General features: G+C 41.4%; 17 protein-coding genes. 11 read left to right on the plus strand and 6 right to left on the minus strand.

The window, feature by feature from the left end; genetic code table 11:
• Positions 1 to 233: 233 nt before the first annotated feature.
• From CYLST_RS08220 to CYLST_RS08230, 3 genes are all read left to right on the plus strand, one after another.
• Positions 234 to 722: a hypothetical protein gene (locus CYLST_RS08220; RefSeq protein WP_015207249.1), complete on the plus strand. Its 489-nt coding sequence runs from the start codon at positions 234 to 236 to the stop codon at positions 720 to 722.
• A gap of 457 nt (positions 723 to 1,179) precedes the next feature.
• Complete coding sequence (locus tag CYLST_RS08225) at positions 1,180 to 2,157, plus strand: YegS/Rv2252/BmrU family lipid kinase (protein ID WP_015207250.1); 978 nt, start codon at positions 1,180 to 1,182, stop codon at positions 2,155 to 2,157.
• A 6-nt stretch (positions 2,158 to 2,163) separates the two neighbouring features.
• Entirely contained in the window at positions 2,164 to 3,738 is a 1,575-nt protein-coding gene (locus CYLST_RS08230) for a metallophosphoesterase family protein (RefSeq protein WP_015207251.1), read from the plus strand.
• Positions 3,739 to 3,799: 61 nt separating this feature from the next.
• On the opposite strand, the gene CYLST_RS08235 is transcribed toward CYLST_RS08230, so the two are convergent.
• The 4 genes from CYLST_RS08235 to CYLST_RS08250 form a co-directional block, all read right to left on the minus strand.
• Positions 3,800 to 4,207, minus strand: a complete 408-nt coding sequence (locus tag CYLST_RS08235; RefSeq protein WP_015207252.1) for a hypothetical protein — start codon at positions 4,205 to 4,207, stop codon at positions 3,800 to 3,802.
• 517 nt (positions 4,208 to 4,724) lie between these two features.
• Positions 4,725 to 5,165: a CAAD domain-containing protein gene (locus CYLST_RS08240; protein ID WP_015207253.1), complete on the minus strand. Its 441-nt coding sequence runs from the start codon at positions 5,163 to 5,165 to the stop codon at positions 4,725 to 4,727.
• A gap of 280 nt (positions 5,166 to 5,445) precedes the next feature.
• A complete protein-coding gene (locus CYLST_RS08245; RefSeq protein WP_015207254.1) occupies positions 5,446 to 5,904 on the minus strand; it encodes a BON domain-containing protein in 459 nt (152 codons plus the stop codon).
• A gap of 110 nt (positions 5,905 to 6,014) precedes the next feature.
• Positions 6,015 to 7,277, minus strand: coding sequence for a general stress protein (locus CYLST_RS08250; RefSeq protein WP_015207255.1), 1,263 nt, complete (start codon positions 7,275 to 7,277; stop codon positions 6,015 to 6,017).
• Between the two features lie 651 nt (positions 7,278 to 7,928).
• On the opposite strand from CYLST_RS08250, the gene CYLST_RS35135 reads away from it, so the two are divergent.
• Together CYLST_RS35135 and CYLST_RS08255 are read left to right on the plus strand one after the other, a co-directional pair.
• Positions 7,929 to 8,075 (plus strand): hypothetical protein, encoded by a 147-nt coding sequence (locus CYLST_RS35135; RefSeq protein ID WP_015207256.1) that lies wholly within the window; start codon positions 7,929 to 7,931, stop codon positions 8,073 to 8,075.
• A 98-nt stretch (positions 8,076 to 8,173) separates the two neighbouring features.
• A complete protein-coding gene (locus CYLST_RS08255; protein WP_015207257.1) occupies positions 8,174 to 8,947 on the plus strand; it encodes a pentapeptide repeat-containing protein in 774 nt (257 codons plus the stop codon).
• Here the strand turns inward: CYLST_RS08255 and CYLST_RS08260 are convergent.
• Positions 8,904 to 9,194: a YlcI/YnfO family protein gene (locus CYLST_RS08260; protein ID WP_015207258.1), complete on the minus strand. Its 291-nt coding sequence runs from the start codon at positions 9,192 to 9,194 to the stop codon at positions 8,904 to 8,906. The two genes, CYLST_RS08255 and CYLST_RS08260, sit on opposite strands and share 44 nt — an antisense overlap.
• Positions 9,195 to 9,380: 186 nt before the next feature.
• On the opposite strand from CYLST_RS08260, the gene ilvD reads away from it, so the two are divergent.
• From ilvD to CYLST_RS08275, 3 genes are all read left to right on the plus strand, one after another.
• Positions 9,381 to 11,072 carry a dihydroxy-acid dehydratase gene (ilvD, locus tag CYLST_RS08265; RefSeq protein ID WP_015207259.1) on the plus strand — a complete coding sequence of 564 codons (1,692 nt, stop codon included), beginning with the start codon at positions 9,381 to 9,383 and terminating at the stop codon, positions 11,070 to 11,072.
• Positions 11,073 to 11,257: 185 nt separating this feature from the next.
• Positions 11,258 to 12,574 carry a cytochrome P450 gene (locus CYLST_RS08270; protein ID WP_015207260.1) on the plus strand — a complete coding sequence of 439 codons (1,317 nt, stop codon included), beginning with the start codon at positions 11,258 to 11,260 and terminating at the stop codon, positions 12,572 to 12,574.
• Positions 12,575 to 12,582: 8 nt separating this feature from the next.
• A complete protein-coding gene (locus CYLST_RS08275; RefSeq protein ID WP_015207261.1) occupies positions 12,583 to 13,320 on the plus strand; it encodes a hypothetical protein in 738 nt (245 codons plus the stop codon).
• On the opposite strand, the gene CYLST_RS08280 is transcribed toward CYLST_RS08275, so the two are convergent.
• Positions 13,317 to 14,504 (minus strand): NAD(P)/FAD-dependent oxidoreductase, encoded by a 1,188-nt coding sequence (locus tag CYLST_RS08280; protein WP_015207262.1) that lies wholly within the window; start codon positions 14,502 to 14,504, stop codon positions 13,317 to 13,319. The two genes, CYLST_RS08275 and CYLST_RS08280, sit on opposite strands and share 4 nt — an antisense overlap.
• Before the next feature lie 1,268 nt (positions 14,505 to 15,772).
• On the opposite strand from CYLST_RS08280, the gene CYLST_RS08285 reads away from it, so the two are divergent.
• The 3 genes from CYLST_RS08285 to CYLST_RS08300 all read left to right on the plus strand — a co-directional run bounded on the left by CYLST_RS08285 (position 15,773) and on the right by CYLST_RS08300 (position 24,530).
• Positions 15,773 to 17,347: a pyridoxal phosphate-dependent decarboxylase family protein gene (locus CYLST_RS08285; protein WP_015207263.1), complete on the plus strand. Its 1,575-nt coding sequence runs from the start codon at positions 15,773 to 15,775 to the stop codon at positions 17,345 to 17,347.
• A 607-nt stretch (positions 17,348 to 17,954) separates the two neighbouring features.
• A complete protein-coding gene (locus CYLST_RS08295) occupies positions 17,955 to 18,632 on the plus strand; it encodes a hypothetical protein (RefSeq protein WP_015207265.1) in 678 nt (225 codons plus the stop codon).
• Between the two features lie 504 nt (positions 18,633 to 19,136).
• Positions 19,137 to 24,530: a trifunctional serine/threonine-protein kinase/ATP-binding protein/sensor histidine kinase gene (locus CYLST_RS08300; protein ID WP_015207266.1), complete on the plus strand. Its 5,394-nt coding sequence runs from the start codon at positions 19,137 to 19,139 to the stop codon at positions 24,528 to 24,530.
• Positions 24,531 to 24,645: the final 115 nt, after the last annotated feature.

A 24,645-nucleotide genomic window follows, 5' to 3' on the forward strand; every position in this document is an offset into this window, starting at 1 on the left:
TTGGGTATATTTAGCTTTTTTATATCACAATAACTACAAAATTATCTAGTATTATTTCGTATAATTAAGCCGAAATAAAGTGTTAGAATGCCATATTTTTTGAGGACAAAAGCTCTAGACAAATCAAGTTTTGTTAAATTTGATATACTTATGCTCAGTGTATGCAAAATTTAAGACAGGTGTAGCGCCACCATCGGTTGTTAAATTTTAGTTAGCAAGATGTAATATCATCCATGAATAAACTTTGGGTTTGGGTTAAAGGAATTTCCATAAGTGGTGCAATAGCTTTCTCTGGAAACGCTGCTCTTGCCAATATTACCCAGGATGCTACTCTACCTAATAATTCTGATGTTGCCACACAAGAGAATATCAGAACAGTTGAAGGTAGAAACCAATCTGGAAGTAATCAGTCCCGCAGTTGTAACCAGGTTTCTTTCTCCAATTTCAGCCTGTTCAACTTCCAGAAAGCTGCAAAATTTCAGAATAATATAAGTGCGATAACGAATCAAACTTACAGTACATTAGGCGATGACATACTAAAACTTCAGAACAGTTCATACCCAACTGACAATCAAGTTTCAATTGGTGTTAATAAGCGACAATTTCAGAATCTTGCAAGCATAATTACAAAAACAGATAGTAAGATTGTTGCGAATGACTGTATCAGATGTGTACTAGAAAATGGTGAAATTGTATGTTATCCTTGCATTTGTCCTTGTTAAGATTATTGCCAAAGCAAGGAATATTGAACAATGCAGTTAAATTAACAATACTACTAATTCAAAAAGTTTGTAATTAATTGCATGTAATAATTCAATATTTATCCCTTGGGGCACAACATTGTTGGGGAGCATCTTTATTTTTTGGCAAACAATAGGCGCTATAAACTTTGGTAAACAGCAGATTTCAGATGACAAATTTAAAATTAGTTTATATTAATACAGTTAGGGGATCTCTTATTCAAATTTTCAGGGATAGATTCTCTTTTTACTTTCTTTTTAAGCGAGTCGTTGTTTGTGCAATGTGCCTAACAGGACAAGCCTAGAGGATCTGATCGAACCAGATTGAGATTTATCCACCCTACACATAGCCAAACCTACCGCCAGAGGAAAGTTTAAATTTGATAGAAATGCTACAATAAAATTAGTTAGTTTTATCTAAAAGTTTATTGTTAATTTTATGCGTCGTTCCGCCTGCCTTATCTTTAATCCGGTTGCGGGTCAGGGTGACCCAGAATTAGAACTGGGACAGATTCGGGCAATGTTAGAGCCAGAAATTGACCTAGATATTTATTACACAACGGAAGAAATAGATGCTGATCAACTCGCCTATGCAGCCGTAGAACGGGGGGTAGATGCGATCATTGCTTCCGGGGGAGATGGCACTTTGTCAGCAGCAGCGGCGGCGGTAGTCGGGACTGATATTCCGTTTGGGATTATCTCGCGGGGCACAGCAAACGCTTTTGCCGCAGCTTTAGGCATTCCAGACACGATCGCCGTTGCCTGTGAGACAATTTTGCAGGGTAAAACTCGGAAGGTAGATATAGGCTATTGCAATGACCAGCCGATGGTGCTGCTGGCAGGTATTGGCTTTGAGGCGGAAACCGTAGAACGGGCAGACAGGTCAGCTAAAAATCGCTTTGGGATGTTGGCGTACGTCCTGGCGGGATTTCAAGAACTGCGAAACTTTCAGACATTTGATGTGGAAATTGAAACTGAAGATAAGATCATTAAAACGACTGCCGCAGCGGTAACAGTGGCAAATGCTGCACCACCCACATCAGTTTTGGCTCAAGGTCCGGCGGGGATTTTTGTGGATGATGGGTTGCTAGATTTAACAATTGTCGCTCCAGTTAGTAAAGCGGGTGCGATCGCGGCAACGTTCCATCTATTTCAAACTGCTTCTACTGGTACAGCTGTGGAACGGAACGATATTGGCTATTTGCGAGGCAAACAATTTAAAATCACCACAGATCCACCGCAGAAGGTGGTCGTGGATGGTGAGTTAGTCGGGACAACGCCGATCGAAGTGAGGTGTGTACCCGCAGGTTTAACGATTTTTGTGCCTACAGTAGAAGAAGAGGTACTAACGGAAAAATTAGAGGGACTGCCTAATTTGACTGTGGAGTTGAAAGAGACAGCAGATAATGGAGAGTAAGCTGCTTTGAAACTTGTTTCCGATTCGGCGATCGCTAAAAAAATTCACAAAATGCAGCAGCGGGTACGATGGCAAGATCCGTTAATTAAGGAACGGAACATCGACCAAACGCAGCTAGTGCTGGAAGATGGTCAAGAAAATGATCCTGAGTTCTCATTTTTGGTTGTGGGTGACAGTGGTTCAGGAAGTCACCGGGGACACAACCCCCAACGTCAGGTAGCGAAACTCATGCTTGAACATCACGAAGCATGCCGTTTTATGTTGCACACGGGTGATGTAGTCTATTTAGTCGGGTCGAGTGAATACTACCAGCAGAACTTTATCAAACCTTACCGCGAGTTTCTCGTAGGCGGTGAGCATCCCCAGGGCATCGCCTACGACCAAATGGTTTTTAAACTGCCGATTCTCCCTGTGCTGGGAAATCACGATTACTATGATTTGCCGATGCTCTTGAGTTTAATATCGCTGACGACACTACCTGTCCGTCATTTATTGCGATCGCGTTTAGACTTGGATGTGGGCTTGCATGGTTCAGGAGTAGGTGACGCTTATGCCAAGGCTTTTCTCGACTACCTTCAGAGGTTTAATTCCCCAGCGGAGTTAGCCCAACACTTAGATAAATACTACACTGCCGAGATAGACAACGGGCGCTGTCTTAACTACCAGCCTGGAAGCTTCACCCGTCTCCCCAATCGTTACTATACCTTTCGCTACGGTGGTATAGACTTCTTTGCTTTGGACTCGAATACATTTAATGATCCGCCACCGCTACCGAAAACCAAAAAAGGCGCAGCAGACCGCAGACTTTTGCAGCAACGCCGAGAGGATTTAGAGCAGTCCAAGCGGCAAATTATGGAAGTTTCAACCAAGCTAAATCCTGAAAACCACAGCGACGCTGACGAGTTGGACGACTTGCAAACCAAGCTGTCTCAAATTGAGGAAATTATTCTTGATATCGACAAACAGCTAAATTCTGACCAATCAACGCAGACCGATATTGCCCAACTAGAATGGCTGAAGGAAAAACTAATTGTCTCTTGGAATACCGCAGAAGTTCGTGGCAGGGTGATTTATTTTCACCATCCTCCCTATGTGACAGAAGCGACGAAGTGGCAACAGGCGCAAACTTTGGCAATTCGCAGCCGCTTACGTGGTGTGCTGGATGCAGTAGCTAAAACCGTAGGTTCCCTGAGTCAGGGGCGTCCTTTGGTGGATTTGGTGTTAAACGGTCATGCACACTGCTTAGAACACCTGCAAACAGGGGATACAGGACACGGTGATGCTCATATCCAGTGGATTGTTTGTGGTGGTAGTGGCTTTAGTCTGCGACATCAGCGGACTGAAGGGCCAGATTTGCTGGAAAGTTTCGCGGCTGGGGGTAAACAAGAAAATCGCTTAGTAGCGCGATCGCAACTTTTTGTTGGTCGCAGTGGTCAAGGTTCCCACAAGCGAAGACCTTACTCTTGTTTACGCATTGATGTCAAAGGCTCAAGGCATCCTCAGTTTATTGTCCGTCCTTTGGTTGCCGAATGGTATCAGCGACAGTGGCATAATCAAGAACTTGAGCCAATAATTATTTGAAAAAAGCGATGATCAAGAATCAAACCTGATCATCACCATCACAATGCCGTCTTGAAAACAACTAAATTTTTCCCGTTCCCTTACCCCGTCTGTCACCTTTGGCTGTTAACTCACCTTCCTGTTCTTGATTAACTTCTCGCAGTTCCTCAACCCTTTCTGCGGTGTCTTGTGCCGCTGCTTGCTGGGCATCACCCGGTTCTTCATAATACATTTCCGGTTCAACTGCGTAGTTATTCAACAACCCTTCTTTATCTACCGTATAGCCATCAGTGGTACGTATGCTCTCGGTATCGGTTTGGTCGTCGGTAGCCTGATCTGAGAGCTTTTGTTCTGTTGGAAGAGTTTTGTAGTTTTGTCCTTCTCTTTCTTTACGAGCCGCAGTTTCAGCGGGAATAATTCCCCTGTCATAAGTATCAACTTCAGCTCGCTCATGTGAATCTATCGCTTTATTAGTTGCTTCATTAGCCATAAATCATATCCTCCTGAAAAATTTGCTTGCAGAATAACTTTGATAATTAGATTAGACTATTGGACTTGGTAAAGATACTACCTAGAGGAGTGAATAAAACTAAAAGATTAGCTATGTTTCTGTATCTAAAGATGCATTGTAAATGCAAATTTAACCAAAACAAATTTATGGATAAAATTTATTTAGCTGACTATTCATCGTCATCCTAAATTATTTAGGAAAAATGCTCCTTATTTTATCCTCGGGAGCATTCTCTGCGACTCTGAGTGAGACAAAAAATAAATTTATTTTTGTTCGCGTGGCTTGCCAGAGGCGCTATTTTTAATTTTTAATTGTCTAACTCTGTCGCGCAGTATACGCCAACGTAAATCAGATAGGATTGCTATAGATAAATAGTTGTTAAACCTTTCAAATATAAAGTGGAGTATATAGATAAATAATAATTCATACTCTCAAATATAAGGTGGGCATTGCCCACCCTACATTAAATTAGCTGCTAGGGCTAGTTAAATCTTTCTTAACCTTCTCTACCGACAATTTCTTTTTTGAAGAATCCAAGTTTCTCAGCTAATTCTCGCCGAGTTTCAGCTTTGATGAGATAACGGAAAATAATCCAGGTTACGTAACCAATGCCAATTAACTCAAATGTCGGTGATAGCAGCGGAATACCATTAATCGCATCCAGTACTGCTAACACTACCTTGACTGTAATCAGCGCTGACAAAATTACAGCCAGGGATAGTAGAGCCTGCTTATATTTGTTAAAAAGACTGCCTATGTATTCAGGCAATTGCGCTAAAAAGTCAGAAACTTGTCTGCCAATTTGCTGCCATTGGGCTTCAGATTCCCTAGCTGGCGGTAGCTTAGGCAGATTAGCAGAGTTTGTACCATCAAGGGCTAGCAAACCTTGTGATGAGATAGTATTGACTGATTCCGGTTGCTGTTGTTGGGTTTCCATAGTGTTTCTTGTTGGGCAAGCACAACAGTTTTGATCAATAAATGGACGTAAATAAATATAACAGTCTTCAGTCAAAACAAGAGCATATGACTAAAAAAAATACCCGGCGGGGGAAATGGCAGAAGCAAATAAACTTAGTCCATCTTTGTTTGTGCAGCCCCTGACTTGTAATTTGTTAGTAAGGCTGCACAAAGTGCGGGTAATTTCTTTCTTTTGAGCCTTGACTATTAGGATTTATTGATGATGTCCACCTATTTACTGGAATTTGGTTTCAGCAACTTTAGCGGCTTGGAGGAGCAACGGCTGCTTTGACGACTACTTTATTGACACCTTTAATTTCTTTTGCCAAAGGTTCAATTTTGGCTAACTGCTGCTGATCGTTCACAGTTCCTGCGACAGTTACAGTACCATCATCTGTCGCATTAACTGTTAGTTGACCATTGGGAATGTTAGCTTCCAATTTAGAGCGAACTTCACTAGCCAGGTCACCGGTGGCTCTGGTTGTATCGCCCCCAGTTGTATTATTCCGCTCTTCGCGGGCGCGAATATCAGAATTAAGTTGTCTTCTGCGGACCTCACTCTGAGCATCTTCTTTAGCCGCTTGCGTTACTTGTGAAGTTGGTGCTGCTGGCGCTTCGCCTGGTTCTGGTGCAGTTACAGTTGTTTTAGCTGTATCTTGACAAGCAGCTGCACTCAAAAGTAAAAAAGAACTAATTAGCAAGGCAGTTAGTTTTTTCATTGGTTGAATTCTTGATATAAATCAGAAAATGGTGTTTTTGCTCGCAGTATATGCGAGTTTTAGGAGCAAAATATTGAGCATCTTGCTCCTAAAAATTGCTAAAAATTGGCTTAAACTTTTTGATCTCGGCGATCAATAATCAGCACAGCAGGATCATCTGCGTGATGGACGTGAACATTGCTAGCAATTGGCGTTTCACGGTGCTCAACTCTGTCGGAACCAGGGCGATGTTCGCCTACATCCCTGGCATCATAGACGGCAAATTCTTCGATTCCTTGACGTTTGAGAATTGCTTCAGCGTGGTGAAGTTCGGCTTCTGTGCCATCAACAATTACCAAGTAATCACCTCTTTGGAAGCGATCGCTATAAATCCGCACTCGATCTTCAGGTATTCCTAAGCCAATGAGTCCGCCAGTAATACCTCCAGCCGCTGCACCTATAGCGCCGCCAGCCGCTGTGCTTGCCAAAGCGGTTGCCAATGCACCACCCGCAATTACGGGCCCTACTCCAGGAATTGCCAAAGCGCCAAGACCGACTAATAAGCCGCCTAAACCGCCTAATAAGCCGCCTGTAGCTGCACCTGCTTTTGCCCCTTCGTCTGCTTTATTACCTGCACCAACGCGTTCTCCCTGTGTGTCTTTGGCAATCAAAGAGACTTTATTCATCGGGAAGCCAGAATCGCGCAGTTCTCTCAGTGCTACTTCTGCGTCTCGGCGGTGAGAAAAAACACCGATCGCTCGCCTGGCGCTGGCGTGTTTGCCAGAAGTTATGGGAGTTACAGGAGCTACATGAGCACTTGGAGTCACATTAGTCGTTGCATGTTCGCGATTTGGGTGGTCATAAATGCCAAACTCTTCCACACCCCGCCGATGGAGAATTGCTTGTGCTGTAGCCACTTCCGCATCAGTGCCATCAATAATGACTAAATAGTCTCCTCGCTGCACTCGTTCGTTGTAAACTTTGGCGCGTTCTTCGGGGATTCCTAAACCAATCAATGCCCCGATTAAGCTACCAGCAACGGCACCAAGACCAGCACCGGCTAGAGTTGTAGCTATGGTCGTCGCTGCTGCTCCCGCAAGCATGATCGGCCCGATTCCCGGAATTGCTAGGGTGCCAAGACCAACTAATAAGCCAGTTAAACCGCCCAACGCACCGCCAGAAACCGCCCCGACTTTCGCACCTTCATCAGCTTTATCGCCAACCTTCTCTTGCACTGCGGTTCCAGCAAGATCACCTTTGTGTTCAGCATCCCGCGCAATCACAGAAACTCGGTCCATTGGAAAGCCAGAATCTCTCAACTCATGTAGTGCTTCTTCAGCATCCCGACGATGAGGAAATACGCCTACAGCACGCTTACGCACAGCTACAACCATCTTTATATTCTCCTAACAAAATATCCAGCACTTATTCTTGAATTTATTGATCTCAATAGCCTTATTACTACATTTTTTTAGTAATTTATCCTCAATCAATTGGAGTAATTTTTATCTCTGTCAATGGGTATAGGTATATCTGTATTTGTGTATAAAATTTGAATAATCAACAGATAATTCAATCAAATCAAGCCAAAAATACCAGATTTATTCTTTAAATTCAGCAATTTTATTTAATGGTAAGTTGACATCTGTGTTTGATTACTAAGAGTTAACATTAATTATAAAATTCAGTAAATTAAATATTATCTGGAATTGCTATCTAAAAATAAGCGAATATAAACCTGACAGGAAAACATCAGTGAATATAATGTAAGTATGTATCTACATAAACACATATCTCGCCGATGCCGATATGCCCAGAAATTCTGTAAGTAAACTACCTAGAAAATGTTTTGCTTACCAAGTAGTAAAGAACGATGATTAACCAATGACTAAATTTCAAAAATATGTGACCAGGATCACAGATAGTCAACCGTTAACTCACTGTTAAGTTATTATTCGGTCACTTGGCATTTGGAAGAATAAAATATACTAATTGAAGAAGATAAATTTTTAGTGGTTACTTGGTGTTTGTGAGGAGTTACTATTATGTCGGAGAAAATTTTACTAGCAGTTATCTTAACATTTAGCCTTAATTTATTTGCTCAAATGAGTTTGCCTTCTTCTAGCCAGGAAACAGCCAAAATGTCCTTGCAAAACCAAGAGGTTTTGGCTCTCACTCAACTTCGCAAGTAATATGGGCATCTACGGAGGGCAATCTGCTCAGATTACTCGTATGATTTAAGGTATAAATCTATCTAAGCTATGGATTAAGAGCGATCGCGTCACCGAGTATGAAAAGCCAAATTCTAGCAACAGCCGTATTTTTAACCACCGTTAACCTGGCAACCACAGTCCAAGCGGCGAATTTTGAACACATAAGGCAATTACTGGCTACTAAAAAATGTCAAAATTGTGACCTTAGGGTAGCTGGTTTGGTAATGGCTGACTTATCGGGAGCCGATTTGAGCGGAGCCAATCTCACAGGTGCTAACCTCAGCCGTGCAAACTTGAGCGGTGCTGATTTGCGGGGTGCAAACTTGAGCGGTGCTAGTTTATTTGGAGTGAACCTGAGCGAAGCTAAACTCAGTGGCGCAAATCTTGTAGGTGCTGACTTGAGAAATACCTATCTAATTAATGCAGAATTGACTGGTGTTAACCTCAGCAGCACTTACTTACAAGGCGCAATTGGCATACCATTGCAAATTGCCAAACCAGAAGAATTTTATGCATGGGGTGTAGCAGAGGCGGAAAAAGGTAATCTAAAACCAGCGATTGATTATTTCAGTCAAGCGATCGCCATTAAACCCGACTATGCAGGCGCATATCTATCTCGTGGTGTTGCTCGCTACCAAAGCTTAGACAGAAAAAGCGCTTTACAAGATGCCCAAATGGCAGAAAAACTCTTTACATCTCAACAAAACGCTCCAGGAATGCAAACCGCCCAAGCTTTTATTAAAGAACTGCAAACACCCTACGATGGCAGTAAGGTCAGTACTGGTAAACCTAGTTTCTTTGATTTTGTCAATGGCGTTGGTTCAGCCTTGCTTCAGTTCCTACAATTTTAGGCCGTTTCTCACCTGCTCGAAGCTGACGGATCAACTCGACAGAGCTTGATTGGATACCTGTTGACGCTTCTACTTCGGCACTACGAGCCACAATCCGCTGATGTGCGGCCAGCGAACGCCGTCGTCGTACCTCGCGGGCGATCGCATCAACAACCATCTCATTAAAAGACTCGCTACCTTCACGAAACTGCCTTGCTTGCTGAAGTAGGTCGGCAGGAATGCGGACAGTTACAGCTTCTCGCTCCATAGTTCCAGCCTATACAATTAGGACTTGATATCATATAGTATAAATATTTTTTGCACCAGTCTAGATACTTTGACTTTGCCGATCGCCACTCGTAAGGCTGTGATCACCCATTCCTCTGGAATCATGCTCAATTGTGCAGCATATTTTGAGAAAATCAGGTGAGATAACGGCAGGGAAAGAAAAAAGATGTCAGAAAATTTGAGAAGCCAAGTTGTGACTCAAGGAGTACAGCGATCGCCAAATCGTGCGATGCTCAGGGCAGTTGGTTTTAAGGATGAAGACTTCACCAAAGCCATTGTCGGCGTTGCTAACGGTTACAGCACTATTACTCCCTGCAATATGGGGATAAATCAACTGGCACAAAGGGCAGAAATTAGTATTAAAAATGCCGGGGCAATGCCGCAAGTCTTCGGTACTATTACTATTAGCGATGGCATTTCCATGGGAACTGAAGGGATGAAATATTCCCTAGTATCGCGGGAAGTTATCGCTGATTCTATAGAAACTGCCTGCACAGGGCAAAGTATGGATGGTGTAATCGCCATTGGCGGTTGTGATAAAAATATGCCAGGGGCAATGATTGCGATCGCCCGCATGAATATTCCTGCGATCTTTGTTTACGGTGGTACGATTAAACCCGGACACTACAACGGACGGGATCTCACCGTTGTCAGTTCCTTTGAAGCAGTCGGTCAATACAGCGCCGGCAAAATTGACGAAAAGGAACTTTTAGCAGTTGAAAGTCTGGCTTGTCCCGGTGCTGGTTCCTGCGGTGGGATGTTTACAGCTAACACCATGTCTTCAGCTTTTGAGGCTATGGGGATGAGTTTACCCTATTCCTCCACAATGGCAGCAGAAGATGCCGAAAAAGCTGATAGTACCGAAAAATCGGCCTTTGTCTTGGTCGATGCCATTCGTCAACAAATTTTACCCCGCCAGATTATCACCCGTAAATCTATCGAGAATGCTATTTCGGTAATTATGGCGGTGGGTGGTTCGACAAATGCCGTCTTGCATTTTTTAGCGATCGCCAATGCCGCTGGTGTAGAACTGAATATAGATGACTTTGAAGTGATCCGCGCCCGTGTCCCCGTTTTATGCGACTTGAAACCCAGTGGTAAGTATGTAGCTACAGACTTACACAAAGCCGGTGGTATTCCCCAAGTAATGAAAATGCTCCTGGTGCATGGCTTATTACATGAAGATGCCCTGACAATCAGCGGTGAAACAGTTGCCGAAGTCTTAGCAGACATACCCGCAGAACCATCCCCCAACCAAGATGTGATCCGTCCTTGGCATAACCCGATGTATGCTCAAGGACATTTAGCTATTCTCAAAGGCAATTTAGCCACAGAAGGCGCAGTTGCCAAAATTACAGGCGTTAAAAAGCCAGTAATTACCGGCCCCGCACGGGTATTTGAATCAGAAGAATCTTGTTTAGATGCAATTCTGGCGGGTAAAATTCAAGCCGGTGATATTCTCGTTATCCGCTACGAAGGCCCCAAAGGCGGGCCGGGAATGCGGGAAATGCTGGCTCCCACATCGGCAATTATCGGTGCTGGTTTGGGCGATGCGGTGGGATTAATTACCGACGGGCGCTTTTCTGGCGGTACTTACGGCATGGTTGTGGGTCATGTCGCCCCAGAAGCAGCTGTTGGTGGTGCGATCGCTTTAGTAGAAGAAGGTGATAGCATCACAATAGATGCCCCGGCTCGCCGTTTGCAGTTAAATATCTCTGATGCAGAATTAGCCCAACGGCGTGCTAACTGGCAACCCCCCGCACCCCGTTACACTAAAGGCGTACTAGCAAAATACGCCAAACTGGTATCTTCTAGTAGTGTCGGTGCAGTTACTGATCTAGACTTGTTTGATAATTAATTAAGCTAAACTACATCTAGTTTGCATAATGTTAAATTGTACATTTCTTGTGGGGTGGATGTCTCGTCCGCCCAAAATATGCAAGTTAAATGTGCAACAGCTTATGAGTCATTAACTTTTGACTCATCTCTAGTCAAAAGTTAATGACTCATCTCTGATTTTTAAGAGTTCTGAAATAATTTTTTATGAAAAACGATCTCACCCCTCCTGGAAGTTTTGGTCTACCTTTATTTGGTGAGACATTTGCCTTTGCAGCTGATCCCTATATCTTTGTCAATAAGCGTTATCAAAAGTATGGCTCTATCTTTAAAACTAATATTATCGGTAGACCAACAGTTGTCATGGTTGGGCCACAAGCGTTGGAGTTTTTCCTTTCTAGTCACATGGAGTCTTTTTCCTGGCGTGAAGGATGGCCCAATAATTTCAAGGTATTGCTGGGAGAATCACTGTTTCTTCAAGATGGAGAGGAACATCGCCGAAATCGCCGCTTAATTATGCCAGCCTTACATGGGCCAGCATTGGCAAATTATGCAGATGCAATGGTAGATATTACCGATAAATATCTCAAAAAGTGGGAGCAAAAGCAGGAATTTACCTGGTTAGAGGAGTTTAAACAACTAACATTTGATATTGCTAGTCAATTATTACTAGGTACTAATCCCGGTGCTGAAGCCGCCCGATTGAGTCGATTATTTGAAAACCTGACGAACGGTTTGCTTGCAATTAACCCTTTATCTTTACCATTTACTAAATTTGGTAAAGCAATAGCAGCTCGTAATCAAATTTTAGAGCATTTGACTAAAGTTGTCAGACAACGTCAGCTAAATCCCACCAACGACGCCCTCAGTTTGTTAGTCCAAGCTAGGGATGAAGAAGGTAATTGCATGAGTGAAAAAGAACTCATCGCCCAAGCAGTGCTGTTACTCTTTGCTGGACATGAGACAACAACATCAATGTTAACTTGGCTGTGTTTAGAATTAGCCCGTCACCCAGAAGTAATGCAACGTGCTAGGGAAGAACAATTGCAGCTTGCAAGTATTGGTGCATTGAGTTTAGAACAATTGGGGCAAATGCCTTATTTAGACCAAGTTTTATGGGAAGTTGAAAGACGAAATACACCAGTTGCCGGCGGCTTTCGTGGTGTAATTAAAGAATTTGAGTTTAATGGCTTTCGCATTCCCGCAGGTTGGCAATTATACTATTCGATTTTCATGACTCACCAACTCAAAGAACTTTATCCAGACCCAGAGCGTTTTGACCCAGAACGTTTTAGTCCTCAACGCCAAGAACATAGACAACATCCTTTCAGTTTAATCGGTTTTGGCGGTGGGCCGCGCATCTGTGTTGGCATCGCCTTTGCCAAAATGGAAATGAAAATTGTTGCTGCCCAGCTTTTACGCCGCTATGATTGGGGAATATTGCCCAATCAAAGTTTAACCCCAGTCCGAATTCCCATAAATCACCCTAAAGATGGTTTCAAGGTTAGATTTCAGCCCCGGTAAAATGTTCTATGGCACTCCAAATAGACATACATTTGCCTGACGGAGTTTCCCAACGTTGGCAAACTCTCAAAGATTCTGCTAATGCCAGTATTAACTCTCTAGCTAATTCAGCGCATCAATTTAGAGTGTCTTTGCAGGAAACAGCAACTCAAAGTACCGACAAGGCAATTAATGCAGTTACTACAACTATTGAGCAAGCTAAAGGTGCTCTAGAACATAGCTGGCAATCAGCTGAGGAAATTAAGAGTACAACGTCAGGAGCGATTCAAACAACAATTTCTTCTGCTGTTGGGGATTGGTTAGCAAAACACCCCGTATTTTTTCGGTTAGTGGAAACACTGAGTTGGGCGACTAATCACCCTATGATCAGTTTAGTGATTTTGCTATTTGCGATCGCTATAGCTTGGAGCATCATTAAAGCAATCGTCCGCTTGATTGAAACAGCCAGTTGGTCAATACTGCAAGTTCCTTTAAAATTACTTCAGTCTTTGATTAAAGTTAGCTTTCTCTCCTTGACAAAAGTTGGTAGTTTAGCTGTGCAGCAAATCACAGGTGCGAAAACCTCAGAAGTAATGCCTGTAAGCTATACAGCAATTTACCAAACTAAACAGCAACGATTAGCCGAAATTTCCCGTCGCTTAGAAGAAATTCAGCAAGAACAGCATCAGCTTTTGCAAGAAGCAGCAGACCTAATTGCCGCAGACGCCATCGAGATCAAAATACCTGGAGTGAAATTAAACAGCTAACGGGTAGGAGACATCAAGGCAATAATTTCATCTTCCTCCCCAGTTATGAATTTAGCAAAGCGCTTTGCCAAAGGCGGCACAATCACCAGCGGGTTGCTAAAACCAGAGAAAACATGAACACCTGTAAATCCTGGAATAGCGCCAATTAAGGGGAGACGATTGTTGCTAAAAGCCACTAAGCAATGATGCCAAGTGCCTGGTAAATCCCCCAAAGCTGGCAAAATTTCGCCGACGCTTTGACGCAACCACTTTTCACTTTCTTCAGAGTTAACCTTCGCATCAGGATCTGTGAGAGTACGGCTAATTTGACCCAAAACCAAACTCCCATCGAGAAACTGCACCGCACCCGCATCTAAAATCGGTGCTACTGGCTGATTACCCGGTTCATTCCATAATTCATCAACTTGGGTAGATTCAGCTTCTAATTGAAATCTTTGCAGATTAGCTGGCATCACTAAGGTGTCCAAACGTAGATCAACCGGTGGGGTTTTAATGATCTCTGCGTGAGAAAAATATAGCTGAATGGGAATGCCGGCAGATTTTAGTAGTTGTCGGCTAAGTCCACCCGCGCAAATCACAATATTGGCACTGTGGAAGGTTGCAGTGGTGGTCTTTACACCTGTAAACCTCACTTCACCTCCGGTTCTCTTCTCTGCTTGTTGAGTAGTTTGTAATTCCAGCACTTGGGCAATTTGCATTTTTCCCCCAGCATGCAGAAAAGCTTGGATGTAGGCTTGCGTAGTTTGTTCTGGGTGGATATGACCATGTTTGATAGTTAAGGCACCTGCGATCGCCTTTTGGTTTAATAATGGTTCTAATTCACAGGCTTCTTGAATGGTGAGTAAACGAGGTGGAGTGGCAAGATGGGCGTAAGATGCAGCTGTTACTTCTGGGTCGCTGTCAGCAGGAATAGTCAGTAATAAGTCTAATTCACGAAACTGGATATCAGCGTCTAACTCTTGAGACAGGATCTTGTAACGTGCGATCGCTTCTCGGCATAGTTGGCATGTCATTGGTGTTGTACCCGACCAATAGGCAAGTCCACCATAACTATAGCGAGTTGCATTCTGTGGTTTTCCCTGCCGCTCTAGTAAAATTACGGAAAAGCCTGCTTTTACCAGTTCATAGGCGAGTGCAGCACCCGTAATCCCACCACCAACCACAATCCAATCGTAGGTTTCCATAGTTTGATTAGCTGAATATTTTCTCTAACTCGCCTAGAGAATAACTTTTTTCAACTACAACAATATTACATTGTAATTTAGTTATTCAATATGCCCACAGTATGAAGATTCATGATTGAGATAGCTGATAGTATAGTCCAGTGCTGCACCAGGATTCAAACAACTATATTGGGAGTTAGTCACATGGAAACAAAACTATTAGCACGCCAAAAAGCTTTTCAAAATCCTCGATACACCACCAGCATTTGACATAGTTTAGCAATAATTATTGCCCATGTTCTAGGCTCCATCCGCCATTAAATCCCAATATTTAACCACACTCATTGCCTATTTGACAATAATGTTCTATTACTTGCTAATTTATTTTATAGCTTGGGTTTTCCATCCGGCACCTTCAGCCATAATCACGCATAAGACTATGGGAATAGTGGCAATTTAGTCTATTTTCAATCTTTACTGCTCGTATCCGGCAAATTTACAGCACGTAAGTAATTGGATTTGCTTTCTCAACAGCTTACCTATAAATAGGCGCTTTCTAAGCAAATTTATTTTTATTTGATGAGAGTAAAATACCCTCACTTGTAAATTCTGCTCCTGCCTGATTTTGGAAGAAGATTTTCATCAAGAATACTGATTATGAAAATTTGTAACAATATGCTGAAAGCGGGAACATCAAACTTTTTAAAAAATATAAACTTCAGTAGTAGCTCGCAGTCTTTATGCAGCCAATTTATTAAAGAGATGATGAAGAATTTCTCTATAAGGCTGAGAGTAATTGCGAATATCAGTATCTCAATGTATAGTTTTATTGTTACCCATTTAACTTAGTGGATGCCGCAAAAATCAGCAAAAGAGGGCACAGCTCAGAGCTATCATGAAAATTTATCCAACCATACCAAGACCAGAGTGGATTAAACAAACCTTGTTGCCGCATCTTAGTTAAGGGAAAAACTGTATCAATAGCTACATTTATTAGAATTAATGTAGTAAAAACGCGGTAATATTCTTTTTGCGGTATCTTGACTACTGGCGTATATACTGAGACAATCTAATCTGATAGCCTTTAAGCTAAAACCCCTGTTTTGATAAACGAGATGGCAACTGCCTAAATCGCACTTAGGTATACACGTCAATAATTAAAAACCAGAAAGAATGTTTCTTCTTTCTGCAAACACTATTCGTGGTTATTTTCACTGGATAGTGTAGATTTCGGCTGAGTATCGCTGAAAAACGCGAATCAATTTTCGTAAATTAAGGTGTCTCTATTAATGAAAAAAGTACAAGCTCAAACAGAACCAATTCAGGAAACACTCGTTAGTTACAGACTTACTCCAGGGTTTGGTGTAGCCAAGATTAAGCGCCGAAATTCCAGTACAAACGAGTGTAGTAAGTCATTTCCTGGGTTGAGTTCTAAGAAAAACCTTCAGCTAACTCGCACAGAAATGCAGACGTTGGGATATCAAGTTATTGATATGCTAGTTGAACATTTTGAAAGTGTACCCAACAAGCCTGTAGCACGCAAAGCTAGCCGAGCAGAGTTAAAAAATCGCCTAAGTCAACCAATTCCTCAATCGGGTACTGATCCTGCAAACATACTTCAACAGCTTCAGCAAGATGTTTTCAGCAATATCGCTCACCCAGATCACCCACGTTACTTTGCTTTTGTTCCTGGTCCGAGTAACTTTGTCAGCGTTATGGCTGACACTCTGGCATCTGGATTTAATACGTTTGCCGGTGCATGGTTAGTAGGGTCTGGTGCATCAGAAATTGAGCTATTAACCATTGATTGGTTGCGACAAATTTTTAAGTTACCAGATACAGCAGGCGGAATTTTTGTCAGCGGTGGCTCGATAGCTAACCTCACAGCTTTAACAACTGCACGTCAGGTAAAGCTCAACAATCAGATTGAGAATGCAATTGTTTATTTTTCAGAGCAAACACATTCATCAATTTCACGAGCTCTAAAGATATTAGGGTTTAAACCAGAGCAGATTCGCAAAATACCTACCGACGATGATTTTCGTTTATCTGTAACACACCTGCGGCAAGCAGTCATAGCTGATCGTGCAGCAGGGAAAAAACCCTTTTGTGTAGTCGCAAATGCAGGAACAACCAACAGTGGAGCAATCGATCCACTTTCTGAGTTAGCAGATTTTTGTCAACATGAGGAACTTTGGTTACATGTTGACGGAGCCTATGGTGCAGCCGCAATTCTTTCCGAACAGGGTCGTTTTTTGCTCAAAGGACTAGAACGTGTTGATTCCTTGACGATAGATCCCCATAAGTGGCTATTTCAACCTTATGAAATTGGCTGTGTATTAGTTCGTAATAACTCTTGGTTGAAAGAAACTTTTGCTTGCCAAGCAGAGTATCTCAAAGATGTAAATCGTCAGGAAGAAGAAGTCAATTTCTATAATTATGGCATTCAATTAACCCGTAGCTTCCGCTCTTTGAAGCTATGGATGTCATTGAAGACTTTTGGAGTAGAGGCATTTCGAGAGGCAATCTCCTGGGGTATAGGACTGGCAGAATTTATTGAAACTTTGTTGCAAAATTTACCTGATTGGGAAGTAATAACTTCGGCTCAGATAGGTGTGATTACTTTTCGCTATGCTCCTGTGGGACGGTCTTGTGAATACATCAATGCCATCAACCAGAAAATTGTAGATGATACAGCTACTGAGGGATTTGCACTAGTCAACACTACGATCTTGAAAGATCGTAAAGTTATCCGTATGTGTACTATAAATCCTCGCACTACGGTACAAGATATTCGAGAAACAATCAGTCGACTGAATAAACTTGCTAAATCGATAGACAAAAATTATTCTCAGCAAAAATAGTGATTAGCAATTAGTGGTTAGTTAGCTAATAGCAATAATTCAAGACTTTCGGGTGGTTGTATTATCAAGTTGTCGTTAGAATTCAAACTTGGGTGATCCTTGATTGGTAGTTACTGGAAAGTTATGACTAATTACCCCTTAACAATTGGCCAGAATTTCAGTTGAGTATCAATGGTAGATGACACCCTCAAATTAATCTGTAAGACTTACGCACCACTATGCAACTATCATTATGAGCCAAATGCAGATGATTTTTGGATATTGAAGATTTTCTTTTTTGAGAACAACCCCTATGGCAGGGCTGTTTCATTCGATAAGGAGGGAAAGTTTGTCAATATCATTAGCGATAATTTTTTGGACAAAAGTGATGGAAAACCCTTTATTTAGACCCAGAGAATTCAGATTTTGCCTAGGAAATTCAGCGCAATCGCTAAAATAAACCCTTGACATTATGAGGCTTTAAGGGAATGAAACAGCCCTGACCCCTATGGGGGTCTAAAATTCATTCAAAATAGCATAACTGTATGGAAATGCGTAAGTCTAAATCTGAGCAAGGCAGTGCAAAAAGCAACGATTTTTAATGAATTAGAAATATTTGGAGAAACAAATGCAAACATCAACGGTAGTAGAATTATCCCGCAAAAATGTTAGTTATCAGATTCTGACAGAGGAACATTTAGCAAGTGCCATTGAATGCCTTTCTAGCACTTTTCAGTCCAGAGAACCCATGACACAAGCATTAAAAATTACCTTGGAGGAGTTTAAATATTTTGCCGAAATTTTATTAAAAAAAGCAGTTAATGATCAGCTTTCACTGGTAGCTCTGGATAAAATAAATGGCAAAGTAGTAGGTGTTTTGATTGGTGAAGATTTTGTGACTGAGCCACCAGAAAGAATTGAAACTGTATCCTCTAAATTTTTACCCATTTTTGAACTGTTAGGTAGTCTTGACGAAGCATACAAGCAACAATATCCAGTTGAATCAGGTCAGTTATATCACATATTTATGGTAGGTGTCTACAAAGAGTATGCAGGTCTATCAGTGAGATTAATTAAGATAGCAGAAAGCATCGCCCATAAAAAGGGTTATGTGGGCAGCATTGGAGAATCAACGGGACACATTGCCCATCAAATTAATACCAAACGTTTGGGATTTAAAGAAGTAGAAGGTATAGCCCCTGTATACTACGATGATTTTCACTATGAAGGTCAACGTGTATTCACTGAGATAACAGAATGCCAAAGCTGTAGACTTGTTTTTAAAGAATACAGATTAACAAATTAGGCAAAATCAAGTTTGGTCCATCATGTAACCAAGTGTCAAACATATCTCCTCAGTAAATTTACGTCCAAGCAAACTAAAGATCGCTAGCCGACACCCACCCTTGGGTGCGGCTAAATGGAGGCAGCGAATATACTCTTCGCAACATAGCTGCTGGGTATCAAGACTGCTCTGAAAATTAGAGTGTTTATTGGGTTGAGCAATTTCACCCGGATTTAAATTCTACAAAACACCTTAACTGGCAAAATTATCTCAATACAAGGGTCAGAGATTTTACTTTGGTCAGAGTAAAAAAGCAAAGCTAAAATCTAGTACACGAGGACGGAAATAACGCTACCATTCAAAATCCACGAAAAGCATACAATGTAAGACTTTTGACTTCTGGGCAACGGTATTAAACTATTTTTAATCTGTACCGAAAAATTTTATTTATACTAAATTTGTTTAAAAAAGAATATAAGCGGGCATTCTAAATATGGCACACTATTATCCCGCTAAAATTTGGAAATGCTTGCATCCCCAATACTTACAGGTTATGACCTGACCGAAATCATCCACGAGGGCGCTCACACTATTATCTATCGAGGTACAGCGCAACTCGACGCTCAACCCGTCATCCTCAAAATCCTCAAAGCTGACTATCCCACCCTTGATGACATTGCCCGTCTCAAGCACGAATACAAAATGACGGAAAACCTAGATATTGAGGGCATAGTCAAATTTTTGAGGCTCGAAACCCATCAAAATCGTTTAGTGCTTGTATGTGAAGACTTTGGTGGACAGTCGCTCAAGCAGCTGCTCTCCCATCAAAAATTAGATATGGCTACCTTTTTAAGCATTGCCCTGCAACTGGCACAAGCCTTGGTAGCACTGCATAATAACCGGATCATTCACAAGGATATTAAGCCTGCTAATATCATCATTAACCAGCTTTCAGGACAAGTAAAGCTTACCGACTTCAGTATCTCTTCACGCCTTTATAAAGAAACACCGCAACTCGTTAACCCCACTCAACTAGAAGGTACTCTCGCCTATATGTCCCCAGAACAAACTGGGAGAATGAATCGCCCCGTAGATTATCGTAGCGATTTTTACTCTTTAGGTATCACCTTCTATGAAATCTTAACGGGTCAATTACCTTTTCAAAGTAATGACCCCCTAGAGTTGGTTCACTGTCATCTTGCCAAACAGCCTTCGGCAATTAAAGAATTGAAGCCAGAAGTGCCACCAGCTATCTGTTCTATTGTCATGAAACTGATGGCCAAAAATGCTGAAGACAGATATCAGAGTGCAGCTGGACTTGTAGCCGACTTAGAAATTTGTCAAAACCAGTTGAAAAATCTAAATGAGTTGACTGAGTTTATTCCAGGACGCTTAGATATTCTCAGTCAGTTGCTCATCCCGCAAAAGCTTTATGGTAGAGAACCTCAAGTTCATTTACTCTTATCAGCCTTTGATCGTGTTAGTCAAGGAAGCACCGAATTAATGCTAGTCTCTGGTTATTCAGGGATTGGGAAATCATCTATAGTCAACGAAGTTAATAAACCCATAACCCGCTCAAAAGGTTACTTTGTGAGTGGTAAATTTGATCAATTCAAGCGGGATATTCCCTATATATCATTGATTCAAGCTTTTAGCTCCTTAATGCAGCAGTTACTTACAGAAAGTGCCGCCCAAATTGATGTATGGAAAAGCAAAATACTTAGCGCAGTTGGAGCAAATGGACAAGTAATTATTGACGTAATTCCTGAAGTAGAACTGATTATTGGATCTCAGCCAGAAGTAGCACAACTAGGCGCAGCCGAAACTCAAAACCGCTTCAATCGTGTTTTCTCAGGATTTACGCGTGTTTTCGCCCAAAAAGAGCATCCCTTAGTCATATTTTTGGATGACTTGCAATGGGCAGACTCCGCTACATTGAAGTTAACGCAACTGTTAATTACTGACCCCGACAGCAAATATCTGCTATTCATAGGCGCATATCGGGATAATGAAGTCAATGGTGGGCATATCTTAAGACAGACAATTGAGGAAATTGAGAATACTGACACCTTCATAAATAACATTGTATTGCAACCGTTAACAATAACCAATGTAACTAGCTTAGTTGCTGAAACATTGCATGATGATACACAACAAAGCTATGGACTAGCTGAATTAATCTTTAATAAGACAGGTGGAAACCCTTTTTTCTTGACACAATTACTCCAGGTACTTTATCAAGAAAAACTGCTAGAATTTGACTTTATTACTGCTTCATGGCAATGGAGTATTACAGAAATCCAAGCCATTGGTATCACGGATAAGAGTGTAGTCGAGCTGGTATCCAGCAGGATTAAAAAACTACCAGAAGCTACACAAGGAGTTTTGAAATTAGCAGCTTGTATAGGGGATAAATTCACGCTGGATATGCTGTCAATTGTGAATGAACAGTCACCTGCAAGTACCGCCAGTGAACTATATGCGGCCTTAGAATCTGGATTAATCTTGCCATTAAGTGAGGCTTACCGGATTCCCTTAGTATTTAATCAGGAAGAAGCAGTTAATTTCACTTTTGATACAAAACGGGTAGGTTATAAATTCTTACATGATCGAGTGCAGCAAGCTGCCTATTCACTTATTCCTCAAAATCAGCAACAGATAACTCATCTGAGAATAGGTCAATTACTTCTAAAACAGACCCCACCTGAAGTAATAGTAGAGAACGTACTAGATATTGTCAACCAACTAAATATTGGTGTGGATTTACTAGCAAACCAAGCCGAAAAAAATGAACTGGCGAAACTTAATCTCTTGGCTGGTAAAAAAGCTAAAACATGCAATGCTTATGAAGCGGCTATCAAGTATTTGAATGTGGGATTGAACCTTTTAGCAGTAAATAGTTGGCAGGATAACTATGAACTCATACTTTATCTGCATAGAGAAACAGCAGAAGTAGAGTATTTGAATGGCAACTTTGAAAGGTCAAGACAAATAGCAAATATCACACTTCAACAAGCTAATAGTATTTTAGATAAAGTCAAAGTATATGAAATTCAAATCCAGTCTTATACTGCACAAAATAGACTACAAGAAGCCTTAGATATTGGAGTTAAAGTTCTAACAGTCCTCGGTGTGCGACTGCCGAACAAACCCAAGAAGTTGGATGTTTTAACAGCAATAATAAAGACTAAGTTAACTTTAACTGGAAAACGAATTGAACATTTAGCTGCTTTGCCACAAATGACCGATCCCTATAAGCTGGCAGCTATGCAAATATTAATGCTGATCACTCCTGCCGCTTCTCAATCAGGTTCTTTGCAGTTTCCACTGGCTATTATGGCAATGGTCAGATTATCAGTGAAATATAACAATTCAACTTTTGCTGCTTTTGGATATAGTTTTTATGGAGCTATGTTATGTGACAAATTAGGAGATATAGAAGCAGGCTATAGATTTGGCTGGTTAGGCCTTGCAGTGCTGGACAAGATGAAGGATAAATCGCTCAGATGTAAAGTCTTATTTGTATTTAATAGTATGATTCGTCACTTTAAAGATCCTTTGAAGGAAACAATCATATCCTTGCAAGAAGGAATACAGATGGGCTTGGAAACTGGAGATATAGAATTTGCCAGTTATTGCACTACTGCTTTAAGTTTTCATTTGTTATCGAGCGGAGAAAATAGGGAAATAGTTGAGCACAAATTATTAGATTTTGTTGATTTAATGCGGCAATTAAAACTAGAACCTACAGCTTTAGCAATCAGATGTCTTCGACAATCTTCTTTAAACTTTTTAGGACGCTCATTAGATAAAACTATTTTAGTAGGAGATGCATTTAATGAAACAGAGATGATATCTGTTTTTGAGGGAAATTATTCTTGGTTAAGCGCTCTTTACATTTGTAAAACCATCCTTTATTATTGCTTTCAGGATTATAAAAATGCTATTCAGAGCGCCAAGCTAACTACAGAAAAATACCAAGATAATAATCCAGCATTCTTAATGTATTTAGTCAATAACTTCTACTATTCTTTGGCATTGTTGGCTGAGTTCAAAAACACTTCATCTTCTGACCAAAAACAATACCTTAAGCAAGTGGCACTTAATCAGAATAAGATGAAAAAATGGGCCTACCATGCTCCCTGTAACTACCGACATAAATATGAGCTAATAGAAGCAGAAAAAGCCAGAGTTTTGGGGCAAGATGTGCAAGCGATGTATTTGTACGATCGCGCAATTTCTGGAGCTGCAGAAAATGGTTATATTCAGGAAGTTGCACTTGCCAACGAACTAGCAGCACAGTTCTACATAGCATTAGGCAAAGAAAAGATCGCCAAAACTTACATGACCGAAGCCTACTATAGCTATAACAGCTGGGGAGCGATCGCTAAAGTCCAAGATTTAGAGGAACGGTATCCTGAATTAATTATCCGTAGTGATCAGGTTACAGAGTCCGATCTATATACATCCAAGACAATTAGCAGGAATATTAGAACCACAAAAACGGGAAGCACAACTAGCAACGGTCAAATTCTAGATTTAGCTACAGTTATGAAACTTTCCCAGGCTATCAGTAGCGAAATTGTTCTAGATAAACTTCTCGCCAAATTGTTAGCCATCATCCTAGAAAATGCTGCAGCTCAAAAGGGCTGTCTAATTCTAGAAAAAGAGAAGCAACTGTTTATCGAAGTTATTCACAGTGACCAAAACTCCTCTTTCGTTGTTTTACAATCAACGCCAGTAGAAGCAAGTCAAGATATCCCCATAACTGTTGTTAACTACGTCGCCAGAACTCAGCAAACTCTGGTAATAGGTGATGCCAGTTCTGAAGCACTCTTTAGAGAAGATCCCTATATAAAACAACATCAGCCCAAATCTGTTGTCTGCGCTCCCATCTTCTACCAGGGTAAATTTACAGGCATTTTCTATCTGGAAAATAACTTAGCCACTGGAGCATTTACAAGTAATCGCCTGGAAATTCTGAAGCTGCTGACTTCTCAGGCGGCGATCGCCATTGAAAATGCCCGCCTCTACTCACGTGAACAAGAAAGATCCCAGGAGTTACAACAATCTTTGCAACAACTTCAGCAGACCCAAGCGCAATTAGTGCAGACTGAAAAAATCTCCTCTTTAGGGCAATTAGTCGCTGGGGTAGCTCATGAAGTCAACAATCCTGTTAGCTTCATTTCTGGCAATTTATCCCACGTCAATCAGTATATTGAAGACTTGATTAATCTGCTTGATCTTTACCAGAAGCACTTGCCCTCTCCACCCGCAGAAATTGTCGATGAAATTGAGGCAATTGATCTGGAGTTCTTACTACAAGACCTTCCTAAGATGATTTCTTCAATGAAAGTGGGAACTGAGCGCATTCGCGGCATTATGCAGTCTCTACGTACCTTTTCACGCACTGATAGCGCTGACAAAAAGGCAGTTGATATTCATGAGGGTATTGAAACCACATTGATGATATTACAGCATCGCCTGAAAGCAAGCCCAACCCGTCCTGCTATTCAAGTTGTCAAAGAGTATGGCAATCTATCACCAGTTGAGTGTTATTCTGGGCAAATGAATCAGGTATTCATGAATTTGTTGGCTAATGCTATTGATGCGTTGGAAGAGTCTAACAATGGCAAGGCATTTGCTGACATTGAAAAGAATCCCAATATGATTACTATTCGCACCGAAATTGTGGGCAATCAAGTGATAATTCACATTGCTGATAATGGGCTTGGAATGTCAGAAGAAGTACGGAAAAGACTATTTGACGCCTTCTTTACTACTAAACCAGAGGGTAAGGGTACTGGGTTAGGACTCTCGATTAGTTATCAGATTGTGACTGAAAAACATGGCGGTAAATTACAGTGTATTTCTTCGCCAGGTCAAGGTGCAGAATTCGTCATTCAGATTCCGCTTTAGCACTTCTTACCTAACCTCAATGAGGCTGCCTATATCGGTTGCACCGAAATCATTTTAGATAGCGCTCCTAGGCTGTTTATCATCAGATTAGCTTTCAAAATATTGAGCTATATCC

Origin of the sequence: Cylindrospermum stagnale PCC 7417, assembly GCF_000317535.1 — a bacterium.
Classification (GTDB): domain Bacteria; phylum Cyanobacteriota; class Cyanobacteriia; order Cyanobacteriales; family Nostocaceae; genus Cylindrospermum; species Cylindrospermum stagnale.